Genomic DNA, 13,284 nt, shown 5'->3' with positions numbered 1-13,284 from the left:
CTCAGGCCCTCGCCACGCAGGACGGGTCGCCGGAAGCCCAGCGGTTGAGATCGGCGGAGATACGCTTGCCATGCTCGCCGTCGAGCAGGGGGCCGTAGGCGTCGACGGTTGCCGCCCCGCCCTTCGCCTCGACCACCAGAAGCGGCCGGCCTCCGAAGTTGCCCTTTGGCACCAGCAGGAAACGCGGCTGACCGCTCATCGAGTTGAGCTCGTTGGCAAAGCCGTAGGCGCGGAACGCCTTGTCCTTCGAGGCGAACCAGCAGGTATGCGCAGCGAGCGCCACCTTCTCCATCTTGCGCAGCGCGGCACTCTTGCCGGGCGGTGTGAGGACAGCCTCCGGCTTGTTCGACTGGCAGCCGGCGGCAGAGAGCGCGGCCGCGATGGCGAGGAGGGCGGCCGGACGCAGTCCGTTCGCCGTACTCACGCGGCGATCCCGAGCACGCCCTCGAAGAGGGCGCGGCCGTCAGAGCCGCCATGCGCTGCCTCGATCAGGTTTTCGGGATGCGGCATGAGGCCGAGCACGTTGCCGGCCTCGTTCATCACGCCGGCGATGTCGTTAAGCGAGCCGTTCGGATTGGTGCCTTCGGCATAGCGGAAGACAACCTGGCCATTGCCTTCGATGCGGGCGAGCGTCTCGGGATCGGCGAAGTAGTTGCCGTCGTGGTGCGCCACCGGGCAGCGGATCACCTGGCCGGGCCGATAGGCGCGGGTGAAGGTGGTGTTGGCGTTGGCGATCTCGAGCTTCACCTCGCGGCAGACGAACTTCAGCGAGGCATTGCGCATCAGCGCGCCGGGCAGGAGACCGGTTTCGAGCAGGATCTGGAAGCCGTTGCAGACACCCATGACCGTGACGCCCTTCGCCGCCTTCTCGGCCACCGCGCGCATGACCGGCATGCGCGCCGCGATGGCGCCGCAGCGCAGATAGTCGCCGTAGGAGAAGCCGCCGGGGATGACGATCAGGTCCACGTCGGGGATGTCCGTGTCGGTCTGCCAAGCGGTGACGGGCGCTTTGCCGGAGATCTTGGTCAGCGCCGCGATCATGTCGCGGTCGCGGTTGAGGCCGGGGAGCAGGACGACGGCGGATTTTATCATTTTTGCGGTTCGTACGGCGATTGTGGTTTCTCAGCGAGTTCGCGCAGTTCCAGGCGATTCTCGATACGGTCCAGACGCTGATCAATCCGCCCCGTGACGCCGTAGATATTGTTGATGTCGGTTTGCATGCCCATGTTCTGTAGACGCATGGCAACAATCTCGTGCTTGATCTCACCGAGCGAATGCTCAAAGCGATCCATGCGTTCGTGGAGCCGTCTCAGAAGCTCTTCCAGGAACTGATAGCTGACTTCGGCCATGCGTTGCTCCTGCAACCTCAGGTTAGCGAAATAGCATAGTTCTCAATCACGGTATTGGCCAACAGCTTCTCGCACATCGCCTTGAGATCGGCCTCGGCCTTCGCCTTGTCCGAGCCGTCCAGCTCGATGTCGAACACCTTGCCCTGCCGGACATGGCCGACGCCGCCGAAGCCGAGGGTGCCGAGCGCACCCTCGATCGCCTTGCCTTGCGGGTCGAGCACGCCGTTCTTGAGGGTGACGGTCACGCGAGCCTTGATCACGCCGATGTCGCTCCGGTCTGCTGTTACTGGCTGACGGCGCGCCGTCAGTGTTTGGTGCCCTTGGGCGTGTCGGTCGAGGCGACGAGCACCGGTCCGGCGGGACGCGGCGGCTCGTTCTCGTTCATGATGCCGAGGCGGCGGGCCACTTCCTGATAGGCCTCGACCAGACCGCCCATGTCGCGGCGGAAACGGTCCTTGTCGAGCTTGTCCTGGGTGGCGACGTCCCACAGGCGGCACGAGTCCGGCGAGATCTCGTCGGCGACGACGATGCGCATCATGTCGCCCTCGTAGAGGCGGCCGCATTCGATCTTGAAGTCGACGAGCTGGATGCCGACGCCGAGGAAGAGGCCGGACAGGAAGTCGTTGACACGGATGGCGAGCGCCATGATGTCGTCGATCTCCTGCGGGGAGGCCCATCCGAAGGCTGTGATGTGCTCTTCGGAGACCATCGGGTCGTCGAGCGCGTCGGCCTTGTAGTAGAACTCGATGATCGAGCGCGGCAGGACGGTGCCTTCCTCGATGCCGAGGCGCTTGGCGAGCGACCCGGCCGCGATGTTGCGCACCACGACTTCGAGCGGAATGATCTCGACTTCCTTGATCAGCTGCTCGCGCATGTTGAGGCGGCGAATGAAGTGGGTTGGGATGCCCATCCGGTTCAGATGGGTGAAGATGTGCTCGGAGATGCGGTTGTTGAGCACACCCTTGCCGTCGACCACCTCGTGCTTCTTCTTGTTGAAGGCGGTGGCGTCGTCCTTGAAGAACTGGATGAGCGTGCCCGGCTCAGGCCCTTCATAGAGGATCTTGGCCTTGCCTTCGTAGATGCGTCGGCGACGATTCATGTGCGCTTGTCTCTGTTCTGGACGGCCGATGTGATGCGGCAGGTCCGAATCGGCGGCGGGGCGCGCCGCACCCGTGGTTTTCACGGCGTGCTCTATCCTACTCGACTGCTTTCCTCAATCTACAATCCTCACCTTCAACGGCTTTGAGGCGCGGGCGGGGCGCCGGGATGGCGCCGCGACGCCGATACCTGTTGAATTGAAGGCCGATGCCCCATATGGAGGCGACGACATAAGCCTAGTTGGACGCCTAGTTCGGGGAGCATTTCGATGACCAGCATGAAGGACCGGGAAGAGGGCTTCGAGAAGAAGTTCGCCCATGACGAGGAGCTTAAGTTCAAGGCGACCGCGCGTCGTAACAAGCTTCTAGGCGCGTGGGCGGCCGAGAAGCTCGGCAAGTCGGGCGCGGACGCGGAGGCCTACGCCAAGGAGGTCGTGGTGGCCGACTTCGAGGAAGCCGGCGACGAGGACGTGTTCCGCAAGCTTCGGGGCGACTTCGACAAGGCCGGCGTGGCCGTGTCCGACCACCAGATCCGCCACGCGATGGCGGAACTGCTCGAGACCGCCGCGAAGCAGATCGCCGGCGCCTGATCTCCCGGCGATCTCCACTGGACCAACCGACCGCCCGGCTCGCCGGGCGGTTTTCTTTTGCGCAGGCGAGAGAGTCACGGCAGATTGCGCCGCGAAGCCGCATGGAGCCGTGATGACCCTCGCCGACCGCCTCAATTCCGGAACCGTCTCGTTTACCGCCTGGTCTGGCATTCCGGACACGCTCACTGTCGAAAGCGTCTCGCGGCTCGGCTTCGAGGTCGTCACGCTCGACATGCAGCACGGCGCGCATCACGAAGACAGCGTCGCCCGCTGCGTGCCGGCGATCACTGGTCCTGGCAAGCATCCCGTCATCCGCATCCCCGTCGGCCGCTTCGACATGGCGAGCCGGGCGCTCGATCTCGGCGCGGAGGCGGTGATCGCGCCGATGATCAACTCGGTCGAGGATGCCCGCCGCTTTGCCGCAGCGATGAAGTATCCGCCGGTCGGCGAGCGCTCCTGGGGGCCGACCTTCGGCTTTCCGCGTTCAAGCGTGAAGGACCACGCCGAATGGCTGGCGACGCAGAACTCACGCACGATCTCGTTTGCGATGATCGAGACGCGTGCCGCCTACGGGCTGCTCGACGAGATCCTCGACGTTGCGGGCATAGACGGCATCTTCGTTGGTCCGTCCGATTTCTCGATCGCATGGACAAGCGGGGCCGCGCTCAATCCCAATCTGGAAGACATGATGGGCGCGATCGCCGACATCGGCACGCGGGCGCGAAAGGCCGGCAAGTTCGCCGCGATCTTCGCGACAGATCCGAAGATCTGCGGCCGCTATGCCTCGATGGGCTACCAGATGATCGCCATGGGCAACGAGCAGACCTACATGCGTGTTGGCGCGGAGAACCTGATCGCCGCCGCGCGGGCGGCGATCAGCTAGACCTGGTCGGGCAGATTCGACAGGAACTGCGCGAAGGCCATCGAGCCCTCGGGCCAGGGGCCATAGCCGGCCTCGGTGTTCAGGTGCCCGGCTTCGCCGGCGTCGAGAAAGAGCGAGCCCCAGGCGTTTGCCAGCTCTTCCGCGATCTCCGGCTTGCAGTACGGGTCGTTCCGGCTGCCGATCAGCATCGACGGGAACGGAAGGCGCGTGCGCGGATAGGGTCCGAAGCCGAGGAGCTGCGGCGAGCCGATCTCCGGATCATCGAGATCCGGAGGGGCGACGAGGAAGGCGCCGTGCGGCCGCTTGGTCATAAGGTCAAGGGCGTTGATTACGCTGGCAATACCGAGCGAATGCGCGATCAGTACGACAGGCCGTTCGGCGGCATTGACCACGTCGGCGACGTTGCTGGCCCAGGCCTCCCGCGCAGGCGCGTCCCAGTCCTTCTGGTGCACGCGCTTCGCCGTCGACAGGCGCTTTTGCCAGCGGGTCTGCCAATGCATGGGCCCCGAGCCGCCCAGGCCGGGAACGATGATGATGTCTGCGTCTTTGGCTTTCATGCGGCGCATGTAGGCGAGGGGGGCTGTCGGCGCAATGAGGTCGCGCGGTTGAACAGCGTGTTCGGGATTTGCACGCTTGCGGTGAACAATCAGCCATACGATCTTCAGCAGAATATCGCATCTTGCCGGAGGATCGCGCCGTGACCATCAACCGCAGAACCGTGCTCGGCGCCGGAGCCGCGCTAGCGGGCGGAACGATTGCCGCCCGATCGGAGACCACAATGTCAGACCTTCCCTTCGCCGCCGACGCGCCGACCCATATCGGCCGCATCGGCATCGTTGCGCGCGATGCGGCCGCGATGTCGCAGTACTACCAGCAGGTCGTCGGCCTGAGGGAGCTTGCCAACAGCGGCGGACACATCACGCTTGGAGCCGGCGACCGCCCGTTGATGGAGATCGAGCAATCGAGCGCGGTGCGTCCCGACGATCCGCGGTCGGCTGGCCTCTACCACACGGCCTTCCTGCTGCCGTCGCGCCAGGATCTTGGCAGGTGGATTCGCCATGCGATCGAGAACCGCTTCCGGATCGACGGCGCGGCCGACCATCTGGTTTCGGAAGCGCTCTACCTTACCGATCCGGAGGGCAACGGCATCGAGATTTATGCCGACCGTCCGGCCGAGGGCTGGAACTGGGAAGGTCGATCCGTTCGCATGGCCACCGATCCGCTGGACGCTGAAGGGATTCTCGCCTCCGCGACAGGCGCGCCGGCCTGGGACGGAGCGCCCGGCAACAGCATCATCGGCCATGTACACCTGCGCGTGGGCGACGCGCGCGCTGCGGAAGGCTTCTGGAACAAGGATGTCGGCTTCGACACGGTGCTGAACTATGGCGGGCAGGCGGTGTTCCTGTCCACGGGCGGCTACCATCACCATATCGGCGCGAATTCCTGGCAGAGCCGGGGCGCCGGGGCGCGCGACAAGGATCGCACCGGACTGCAGTGGGTCGAACTGCTGAGCAGGGGACCCGTCTCGGAGCGCAACCTCGTCGATCCGTGGGGCACCGAGATCCACGTTCGCGCGGCCTGAACGCACATGCAGGACATATGAGAAGCTCCGCGGCAGGGACGCCGCGGGGCTTTTGCTGTGAATGAGATTCTGAAGCGGGTTCTTCAGGCGGAGCCGAACACCCGGCTGAAGATCGTGTCGACGTGCTTGGTGTGGTAGCCGAGGTCGAACTTCTCGCGCAGCTCCTCCTCGGACAACGCGGCCATCACCTCTTCGTCGGCGAGCAGTTCGGTAAGGAAGTCCTTACCTTCCTCCCAGACCTTCATCGCGTTGCGCTGGACGAGACGATAGGCGTCCTCGCGGGAGACTCCGGCCTGGGTGAGGGCGAGCAGAACGCGCTGCGAATGTACCAAGCCGGAGAACTTGTTGAGGTTCTTCAGCATGTTGGCGGGATAGACGACCAGCTTCTCGATGACGCCGGTGAGCCGGGCCAGCGCGAAATCGAGCGTGATTGTCGCGTCCGGACCGATCATGCGCTCGACCGAGGAATGGGAGATATCGCGCTCGTGCCAGAGCGCGACATTCTCCAGCGCCGGCGTGACCATGCCGCGCACGAGGCGGGCGAGACCGGTGAGATTTTCAGTCAGCACCGGGTTACGCTTGTGCGGCATCGCCGACGACCCCTTCTGGCCGGGCGAGAAATACTCCTCCGCTTCCAGAACCTCGGTGCGCTGAAGGTGGCGGATCTCTGTGGCAAGTCGCTCGACCGAGGATGCGACGACGCCGAGCGTGGCGAAGAACATCGCATGCCTGTCGCGCGGAATGACCTGGGTCGAGACCGGCTCCGGCTTCAGGCCGAGCTTTTCGGCGACATGTTCCTCGACGCGTGGGTCGATGTTGGCGAAGGTGCCGACGGCGCCCGATATGGCGCAGGTGGCTATTTCTTCGCGCGCGGCGAAGAGGCGTTCGCGGCAGCGCGAGAACTCCGCATAGGCCTGTGCCAGCTTGACTCCGAAGGTGGTTGGCTCGGCGTGGATGCCGTGCGAACGGCCAATGGTGACCGTGTCCCTGTGCTCGAAGGCGCGGGTCTTCAGCGCGGCAAGCAGCGCGTCGACATCGGCGATCAGGATGTCGGCCGCGCGCTTCAGCTGCACGGCGAGGCAGGTGTCGAGCACGTCGGACGAGGTCATGCCCTGGTGGACGAAACGCGAATCCGGGCCGATGAACTCGGCGAGATGGGTGAGAAAGGCGATCACGTCATGCTTGGTGACGCGCTCGATTTCGTCGATGCGGGCGACGTCGAAGGTCGCTGCGCCGCCCTTTTCCCAGATATTCCTGGCAGCTTCCTTCGGAATGACGCCGATCTCGGCAAGAGCGTCGCAGGCATGTGCCTCGATCTCGAACCAGATGCGGAAACGGGTCTCGGGCGACCAGATGGCGACCATTTCCGGTCGCGAATAGCGGGGGATCATCGGCGGGCCTTGCCTTGGCTGTCTCGGAACCGCCGCCTCCTAACAGAGGCGGGCCCGATGCTCAACGCATACGGCGCACGTTCCAGAGGCAAGCAGCTACCAGAAAGAGGAAGCCGAGCGGAAAATAGACGCGCGTGCCGAGCACGAGGAACTGGTAGACGGCCGCGCCGACCGTGAAGATGAACTGGAAGACCCATACCACCGACAGGGGCTCATCATGCCAGGCGGCGTAATATTGCCGGTATTGCAGGCCGAAGAGGAAGGCGGTGAACGCGATCGTGCCGATGCCGAGGGCGAGGAAGGTCGCGGCGAAGCCGGCGTCGCGACGGCCGCGCGAGAGGAGACGTCCGAGATAGATGCCGGGCAGGAAGGCGACGAGGCCGCCCGCAGCGAAGAAAGAGGCGAGGAGGGCGATGCGCTCGGGCTCATACCAGCGCATCCAGGCAAGCTTCGCGGCCGCCGTCAGGCCCATCGCGACGGCCCAGATTGCACTTCCAGCGAGGATCGTGCGCCAAGCGGGCATCGCACCGGCCAGTGCCCGACCGGTCCGGCCGAGCAGGCCCGTCTGGTCGGCCGCGATGCCTGCCTGGCGTGTGGAATTCATGCTTAGAGCCGGCCCGTCACGGCGATCCAGCGATGGTCGGGGCCTTCAAAGCCGACCGAGCGCACGGCAATGATCACCGCGAAGACGGGATCGCCGCCTTGCGGATGGAAGGTCTGGATACCGCCGATGCGGTAGCCTTGCGGGCAATTGCGGCTGGCGGGGAGAGAGGCGTCCTCGTGGACGAGCGTCGTCTGTCCGCCGGGCGTCGGATCGATCGTGACGAGGCGGAAGCCCGCCACGTCAACCAACCCTTCGCAACTTCCCGACGCGGCCATCGGGATCTCCTCCAGCCGGAACTCCACCGGCGAATCGATCGGCGGGAAGATCGGGCGCGGATAGACAGCCATGCGGAACGGATCGGCGGAGAACTCGGTGACCGCGTTCCAGCCGGCAGTGACGCCGGGATTTGCGACAAGCGTCGGTTCGGGCACGATCGCCTCGCCCTTTTCCCTGGCCTGCGCGCGCGCCATGGAAACGCCGGCCGCCTCGTCGTCGATCCGGACACGGATCGGACTGCCGGAAACGAAGCTGTCGGTCGCGGTGTCGATGTAGAAGCGGTTGGCATAGGGGAAGCCGGAACCGTCCTGAATGCCGTATTCCTCGAAGGCGAACACCTTGCCGTCCGGGGAGAAGCCGAGCACCTGCGGCGTCGCGGTGTCGCCTGCGAAGGCCGATGCCGAGGAAAGCAGAGAGGTGGCTAGAAGGACAGGGCGGTTCATCTGCATCGGACTCCTCCTCGACGATTTTTCACGTAGCCGATGCTAGCGCAGCGCGGCTTGCGCCAGCGTCAACGAAAGCCGCCCCTCACGCGAACTTGTTCCGCCAGGTCGGCAGAAGGTCGTTCTCGGCGGGCGTCGCAAGGTAGACGGCGCGGGCGATCGCGCGGGCCATCGTCGCGCCGGCGGCGGCGTAAAGGTCGATCGCCCCGTCATGGTCGAGCGGCACCTTGCTGCGGCCGGTCGCCAGCGAGAAGATCAGGTCGCCGTCGACCGGCGTGTGCACTGGCCAGATGGCGCGTGCGAAGCCGTCATGCGCGGCGATCGCCAGCCGCTTGGCGGCCGCCTTGGAGAGAACCGCGTCGGTCGCGATGACGGCGATGGTGGTGTTGGCCCCGGCCTTGGCCATCTCGCGGAACTTGATCCGCATGTCGGACGCGTCCACCGGCAGCGGATGGGGATAGCCGAGCCCGCCGAACTCGTCGCCGATCTCGAAGGGCGCGGCCCAGAAGTGCTTCTTCTCGCCGACCGTCACGGAACCGGTCGGATTCGCGCCGACGAGGGCTGCGACGGTCACACCGTTCGGCAGTACCGTGGAGGCCGAGCCCAACCCGCCCTTCAGACCGGCCGACAGGGCGCCTGCACCGGCGCCGGCCGTGCCCAGGTCGAAGCTGGTCGCCGCCGACATGGCGGCTTCGTAGCCGAGCTCGCGATAGGGCGGATAGCGGCCCCAGCGCTTGTCGCCGCCATTCTGCAGGTCGAACAGGATCGCGGCGGGAACGATGGGGATGCGGTTGTCGCGCACCTGGAAGCCGATGCCCTGCTCGCGGAGGGCCGCCTGCACGCCGGACGCCGCGTCGAGGCCGAAGGCCGAGCCGCCGGACAGGACCAGCGCATTGATCGCCTCGACCGAATTGTGCGGCTCCAGCAGATCGGTCTCGCGGGTACCGGGCGCACCGCCCAGAACCTGTACCGAGGCAACGGCCGGCTCGTCGCAGATGATCGCCGTCACGCCGGATTTGAGCTTCGCATCGGAGGCATTGCCGACGCGCAAGCCCGCGACGTCGGTGAGGAGATTGGCCGGTCCGGTGCGGAAGGTCATTGCTGGTCCACTTCGATGAATGCGCCGCCCTCATACCTGTAGAGGCGGTAGGGATTGTCGGTCCGATCGCCCTGATCGTTGAAGCCGACGGGACCGAGGACCGTCGAGAACTCCTGACCCCCGAGCGCCGAAAGGATGTCGGAGCCGCTCGCCGCAGCGGCTTTCGTCGCCTGTGCGGCGATCTCGACGCTGGCATAGGCGGGCAGGACATAGCCGTCGGGCTCGACCTTGCCGTCGCGCAGGCGCGCGACCACGGCGGGATCGGCGATCTCCGACCACTCCGGCAGGCCGATCATCAGCGTGCCAGGAGCGAGGTCGACGCCCTCCGACGCTGCGCGCAGCACCTCGCCGCCGGCGATGGTGACCTGATAGCCGATCTGGGCCGCGTCGCGGCCGAGGATGGCGACGTCCGGCCGGTCGCCGGCGACGAAGACATGCGTGGCGCCCGATTTCCGCAGCCGTCCGGCGAGGCCGATCTGATTGTCGAGCTGCGGACGCAGCGTGTCGATGAAGGCCGCCTTGAGGCCGGACTGCTCGAACGAGAGGCGCAGGCCCTCGGCAAGTTCGCGCGAATAGATGGTGCCGTCGTCGACAATGGCGAAGAGCTCGCCGCGCCAGGCGCGGCCCAGGATGGAGGCGGCCGCCTCGACCTCGTCGTCGGCGCGCGGAGCGAACCGCACCACGGGCCAGCCGGTCTTTGCCCTGCGATCAGTCAGCGAATTGGTGCGCACGCCAGTGGCGACGACGGCGATGCCGGCCTGCTTGAGGATCGGCAGCGCAGCCTCGATCGCCTCGGTGCAGAGGAAGCCGGTGACGATGACCGCCTTCGCGGCCACGAACGCCTGCGCCGCCGCCTTGCCGCCTTCGGAGGTGCAGGCGTCGTCGGCGATCTCGATTTTCGCGCCCACGGCCTGCGCCGCGGCTTCGGCCCCCTGCCGGACCTGTTCGCCGAGCATGGCGGACGGGCCGGACAAAGGCGCCGCCACACCGATCACGACCTCGGCCGCAGACGCCTGGATAAGCGTTGCGGCTAGGCTGGCGGCGATGATCAGGGCAGGGCGCATCGATCCCGGGATTATGGCCGCGGCGGCATCGCCCGGCACGTGACGCGCAATCTCGTAGCGGCACAGCCTGGACTAGGCAACATGGTAGGCGCTGTGCCGGCCGCTTGTGGGACGCACGCCCGAGCTTATATTCATGGCGAAACTGGATATCCCGCCGTGCTGAAGAAAAGCGACATCGATCCGCAGACCTATCGCGATGCCATGGCGCGCTTTGCTGGCGCCGTGCATGTGCTGACCACTGACGGTCCGGCGGGACGGCGCGGCACCACGATCATCGCGACCTGCTCGGTTTCCGATCATCCGCCGACGATCCTCGCCTGCATCAATCGCGAAAACGTGTCGAACGCCGTGTTCTGGGATAATGGCGTCTTCGCGCTCAACACGCTGGGGGGCCAGCACCAGGACCTGGCGAATGCGTTTTCCGGTCTCACCGGGCTCACGCAGGACGAGCGATTCGCTAAAGGCGAGTGGACCAGGCTGTCGACCGGCGCGCCGGTGCTTGTCGATTCGATGATGAGCCTCGACTGCGAGATCATCGAGACGACCGATATGGCGACCCATCGTGTGCTTTATGGCAAGGTGACAGGGGTGCGCATCGGCGATAGCCTCGACCCGCTGACCTATTTCAATCGCGCCTACCGCGTCCTCTAGGGAATATCGCGCCGGGCCGGCCGGACGGAAAACGCACCATGGCAGACCTCACTCCCCGGGGCGTTCCCCAGTCCATCGACGAGACGCTGGAGATGCTGCGCACGGCCGACTACGTCGCCGACCGTGCGCTGGCAACCGTGCTGTTCCTCAGCCTGCGCATGAAGCGGCCGCTGTTCCTTGAGGGCGAGGCGGGCGTCGGCAAGACCGAGATCGCGAAAGTGCTCGCCGCCTCGCTCGGCCGCCGGCTGATCCGGTTGCAGTGCTACGAGGGCCTGGACGTCTCCTCGGCGGTCTACGAGTGGAACTATGCCGCGCAGATGATCGAGATCCGCATGGACGAGGCGGCCGGTCAGACCGACCGGGATCTGATCGAGCGCAACGTCTTCTCGGACAAATATCTCATCCGCCGGCCGGTGCTCGACGCGCTGAGCGGCACCAAGGGGGCGGCCCCTGTTTTCCTGATCGACGAGCTCGATCGTACCGACGAGGCCTTCGAGGCCTTTCTGCTCGAAATCCTGTCGGACTTCCAGGTGACGGTGCCCGAACTCGGCACGATCAGGGCGGAGGAGCCGCCGATCGTCATCATCACCACCAACCGCACCCGCGAGATCCACGACGCGCTGAAACGCCGCTGCCTGTATCACTGGGTCGACTATCCGAATGCCGAGCGCGAGCTGGAAATCGTGCGCCGCAAGGTGCCGCAGGCGAACCGGAGGCTCTCCGAGGAGGTCGTCCGCTTCATCCAGAAGCTGCGCGAGATCGACCTGTTCAAGGCGCCCGGTGTGGCCGAGACGATCGACTGGGCCGGCGCGCTCAACGAACTCGACAAGGTCGCGCTCGATCCCGAAACGGTGTCGGACACGATCGGCGTGCTGCTCAAATACCAGGACGACATCGCACGCATCGAGCAGGGCGAAGGCCGCCGCATCCTCAAGGAGGTCAAGGCGGAGCTTTCGGCGGCGGCGGAGTAGCCGTCGTGGCGATGGGCACCTTCTCCTCGTCGAAAACGCCGAAGGAAGCGGTGGCGGACGGCCGCATCGCCGACAACATCGTCTATTTCGCCCGGGCGCTGCGCAAGGCCGGCATGCGCGTCGGACCTGCGTCGGTGGTCGACGCGATCGACGCGGTGATCACCACCGGCATCGGCACCCGCGACGACTTCTACTGGACGCTGCACGCCGTGCTCGTCACCCGCCATGAGGACCACCCGGTCTTCGACGAGGCGTTCCGGCTGTTCTGGAAGTCGCGCGAGCTGATCGAGAAGATGCTCGCCATGTTCTCGCCGGTGGCGCCCGATACGCGCGAGAAGGAGAAGCCGCGCGCGGCCGAGACGAGGGTCGGCGACGCGATGTTCGAGGGACATCGCAAGCGGCAGCAGCCGGAAGAGGTGCCGGAAGTGGAGATCGATGCGCGGCTGACCGTGTCGGGCAATGAGATCCTGCGCGCCAAGGACTTCGCCCAGATGAACGCGCAGGAACTGGAGGCGGCCAAGCGCGCCATCGCCAATCTCAGGCTGCCCTTCGATCTGGTGAAGACGCGGCGTTTCCGGCCCGATCCACGCGGTAGCCGGGTCGATCCGCGCGCCACCATGCGGTCGGCGCTGCGCACCGGCGGTGATCTGATCCTGCCGAAGTTCCGCGAAGCGCGCGAGATCCACCCGCCGCTGGTGGTGCTGGCGGACATTTCCGGCTCGATGAGTCAATATTCCAGGATATTCCTGCATTTTCTTCATGCGCTGCTGGAGAAGCGGCGACGCGTCCACACGTTTGCATTCGGCACGCGGCTGACGAACCTGACCAGGCAATTGCGCAACCGCGACCCGGACCAGGCATTGGCGGATGCCGCCGCGAGCGTGCGCGACTGGTCGGGCGGAACGCGCATCGGCGAGACGCTCGCGGAGTTCAACCGGCTGTGGTCGCGGCGCGTGCTGTCGCAGGGCGCGGTGGTGATGCTCATCACCGACGGGCTCGAGCGCGACGATGTCGAGACGCTGGAAATCGAGATGGACCGGCTGCACAAGAGTTGCCGCCGGCTGATCTGGCTGAATCCGCTGCTGCGTTTTGACGGATTCGAGGCCCGCGCAAGGGGCGTGAGGGCCATGCTGCCGCATGTCGACGAGTTCCGCGCCGTCCATACGCTGAATGCATTGTCCGACCTGTGCGCCTCGCTGTCGGACAGCCGGCCGCGCGAGGCCGATCCGAAACGATGGCTCGCCGCCGCCAACAGGCAGGCGGCGTGAACGAACAACGGGAGGA

At 65.9% G+C, this 13,284-nt stretch carries 17 protein-coding genes; 6 read left to right on the top strand and 11 right to left on the bottom strand.

The features are described 5' to 3' along the window. Nucleotide 1: 1 nt before the first annotated feature. The 5 genes from B9Z03_RS18960 to purC are packed head-to-tail and all read right to left on the bottom strand — an operon-like array spanning nucleotide 2 to nucleotide 2,448. Nucleotides 2–424, bottom strand: coding sequence for a hypothetical protein (locus B9Z03_RS18960; protein ID WP_244561781.1), 423 nt, complete (start codon nucleotides 422–424; stop codon nucleotides 2–4). Next, nucleotides 421–1,089, bottom strand: coding sequence for a phosphoribosylformylglycinamidine synthase subunit PurQ (purQ, locus tag B9Z03_RS18955; RefSeq protein ID WP_085467753.1), 669 nt, complete (start codon nucleotides 1,087–1,089; stop codon nucleotides 421–423). Before purQ ends, B9Z03_RS18960 begins: the two co-directional genes overlap by 4 nt. Next, nucleotides 1,089–1,349: a hypothetical protein gene (locus B9Z03_RS18950; protein ID WP_085465630.1), complete on the bottom strand. Its 261-nt coding sequence runs from the start codon at nucleotides 1,347–1,349 to the stop codon at nucleotides 1,089–1,091. The genes purQ and B9Z03_RS18950 overlap by 1 nt, the downstream gene beginning before the upstream one ends. 17 nt (nucleotides 1,350–1,366) lie before the next feature. Continuing rightward, on the bottom strand, nucleotides 1,367–1,609 hold the full coding sequence (gene purS / locus B9Z03_RS18945) for a phosphoribosylformylglycinamidine synthase subunit PurS (RefSeq protein WP_085465629.1): 243 nt from the start codon (nucleotides 1,607–1,609) through the stop codon (nucleotides 1,367–1,369). Between the two features lie 44 nt (nucleotides 1,610–1,653). Further along, a complete protein-coding gene (gene purC, locus B9Z03_RS18940) occupies nucleotides 1,654–2,448 on the bottom strand; it encodes a phosphoribosylaminoimidazolesuccinocarboxamide synthase (RefSeq protein WP_085467752.1) in 795 nt (264 codons plus the stop codon). A 267-nt stretch (nucleotides 2,449–2,715) separates the two neighbouring features. On the opposite strand from purC, the gene B9Z03_RS18935 reads away from it, so the two are divergent. Both B9Z03_RS18935 and B9Z03_RS18930 read left to right on the top strand, forming a co-directional pair. Then, complete coding sequence (locus B9Z03_RS18935; RefSeq protein WP_085465628.1) at nucleotides 2,716–3,036, top strand: DUF1476 domain-containing protein; 321 nt, start codon at nucleotides 2,716–2,718, stop codon at nucleotides 3,034–3,036. Between the two features lie 112 nt (nucleotides 3,037–3,148). Beyond that, nucleotides 3,149–3,919, top strand: coding sequence for an HpcH/HpaI aldolase family protein (locus B9Z03_RS18930; RefSeq protein WP_085465627.1), 771 nt, complete (start codon nucleotides 3,149–3,151; stop codon nucleotides 3,917–3,919). Here B9Z03_RS18930 and B9Z03_RS18925 read toward each other — a convergent pair. Further along, a complete protein-coding gene (locus B9Z03_RS18925; RefSeq protein ID WP_085467751.1) occupies nucleotides 3,916–4,476 on the bottom strand; it encodes an RBBP9/YdeN family alpha/beta hydrolase in 561 nt (186 codons plus the stop codon). The genes B9Z03_RS18930 and B9Z03_RS18925 overlap by 4 nt on opposite strands. 221 nt (nucleotides 4,477–4,697) lie before the next feature. Here B9Z03_RS18925 and B9Z03_RS18920 point away from each other — a divergent pair, with 221 nt between their 5' ends. Continuing rightward, nucleotides 4,698–5,501 (top strand): VOC family protein, encoded by an 804-nt coding sequence (locus B9Z03_RS18920; RefSeq protein WP_085467750.1) that lies wholly within the window; start codon nucleotides 4,698–4,700, stop codon nucleotides 5,499–5,501. Between the two features lie 83 nt (nucleotides 5,502–5,584). Here B9Z03_RS18920 and purB read toward each other — a convergent pair whose 3' ends face one another. From purB to B9Z03_RS18895, 5 genes are all read right to left on the bottom strand, one after another. Continuing rightward, a complete protein-coding gene (gene purB / locus B9Z03_RS18915; RefSeq protein ID WP_085465626.1) occupies nucleotides 5,585–6,892 on the bottom strand; it encodes an adenylosuccinate lyase in 1,308 nt (435 codons plus the stop codon). Between the two features lie 61 nt (nucleotides 6,893–6,953). Continuing rightward, on the bottom strand, nucleotides 6,954–7,496 hold the full coding sequence (locus tag B9Z03_RS18910) for a hypothetical protein (protein WP_085465625.1): 543 nt from the start codon (nucleotides 7,494–7,496) through the stop codon (nucleotides 6,954–6,956). 2 nt (nucleotides 7,497–7,498) lie between these two features. Continuing rightward, nucleotides 7,499–8,215 (bottom strand): DUF2259 domain-containing protein, encoded by a 717-nt coding sequence (locus tag B9Z03_RS18905; protein WP_244561780.1) that lies wholly within the window; start codon nucleotides 8,213–8,215, stop codon nucleotides 7,499–7,501. Nucleotides 8,216–8,300: 85 nt separating this feature from the next. Beyond that, complete coding sequence (locus B9Z03_RS18900; RefSeq protein WP_085465623.1) at nucleotides 8,301–9,314, bottom strand: P1 family peptidase; 1,014 nt, start codon at nucleotides 9,312–9,314, stop codon at nucleotides 8,301–8,303. Continuing rightward, nucleotides 9,311–10,378 (bottom strand): ABC transporter substrate-binding protein, encoded by a 1,068-nt coding sequence (locus B9Z03_RS18895; RefSeq protein WP_085467749.1) that lies wholly within the window; start codon nucleotides 10,376–10,378, stop codon nucleotides 9,311–9,313. Before B9Z03_RS18895 ends, B9Z03_RS18900 begins: the two co-directional genes overlap by 4 nt. A gap of 156 nt (nucleotides 10,379–10,534) precedes the next feature. On the opposite strand from B9Z03_RS18895, the gene B9Z03_RS18890 reads away from it, so the two are divergent. From B9Z03_RS18890 to B9Z03_RS18880, 3 genes are read left to right on the top strand one after another with little or no spacing between them, the layout of a single operon-like run. Continuing rightward, a complete protein-coding gene (locus B9Z03_RS18890; protein ID WP_085465622.1) occupies nucleotides 10,535–11,029 on the top strand; it encodes a flavin reductase in 495 nt (164 codons plus the stop codon). Nucleotides 11,030–11,067: 38 nt separating this feature from the next. Further along, the gene (locus B9Z03_RS18885) at nucleotides 11,068–12,000 is read left to right on the top strand and encodes an AAA family ATPase (RefSeq protein ID WP_085465621.1); all 933 of its coding nucleotides are present in this window, start codon (nucleotides 11,068–11,070) and stop codon (nucleotides 11,998–12,000) included. Between the two features lie 11 nt (nucleotides 12,001–12,011). After that, on the top strand, nucleotides 12,012–13,268 hold the full coding sequence (locus B9Z03_RS18880; RefSeq protein ID WP_085465620.1) for a vWA domain-containing protein: 1,257 nt from the start codon (nucleotides 12,012–12,014) through the stop codon (nucleotides 13,266–13,268). The last annotated feature ends 16 nt before the right edge of the window (nucleotides 13,269–13,284 follow it).

The sequence above is a fragment of the Mesorhizobium australicum genome, assembly GCF_900177325.1.
In the GTDB taxonomy this organism is placed as follows: Bacteria; Pseudomonadota; Alphaproteobacteria; order Rhizobiales; family Rhizobiaceae; genus Mesorhizobium_A; species Mesorhizobium_A australicum_A.
The sequence above is the reverse complement of the archived record's forward strand: the minus strand, read 5'-3'. Positions and strand labels throughout refer to the sequence as shown.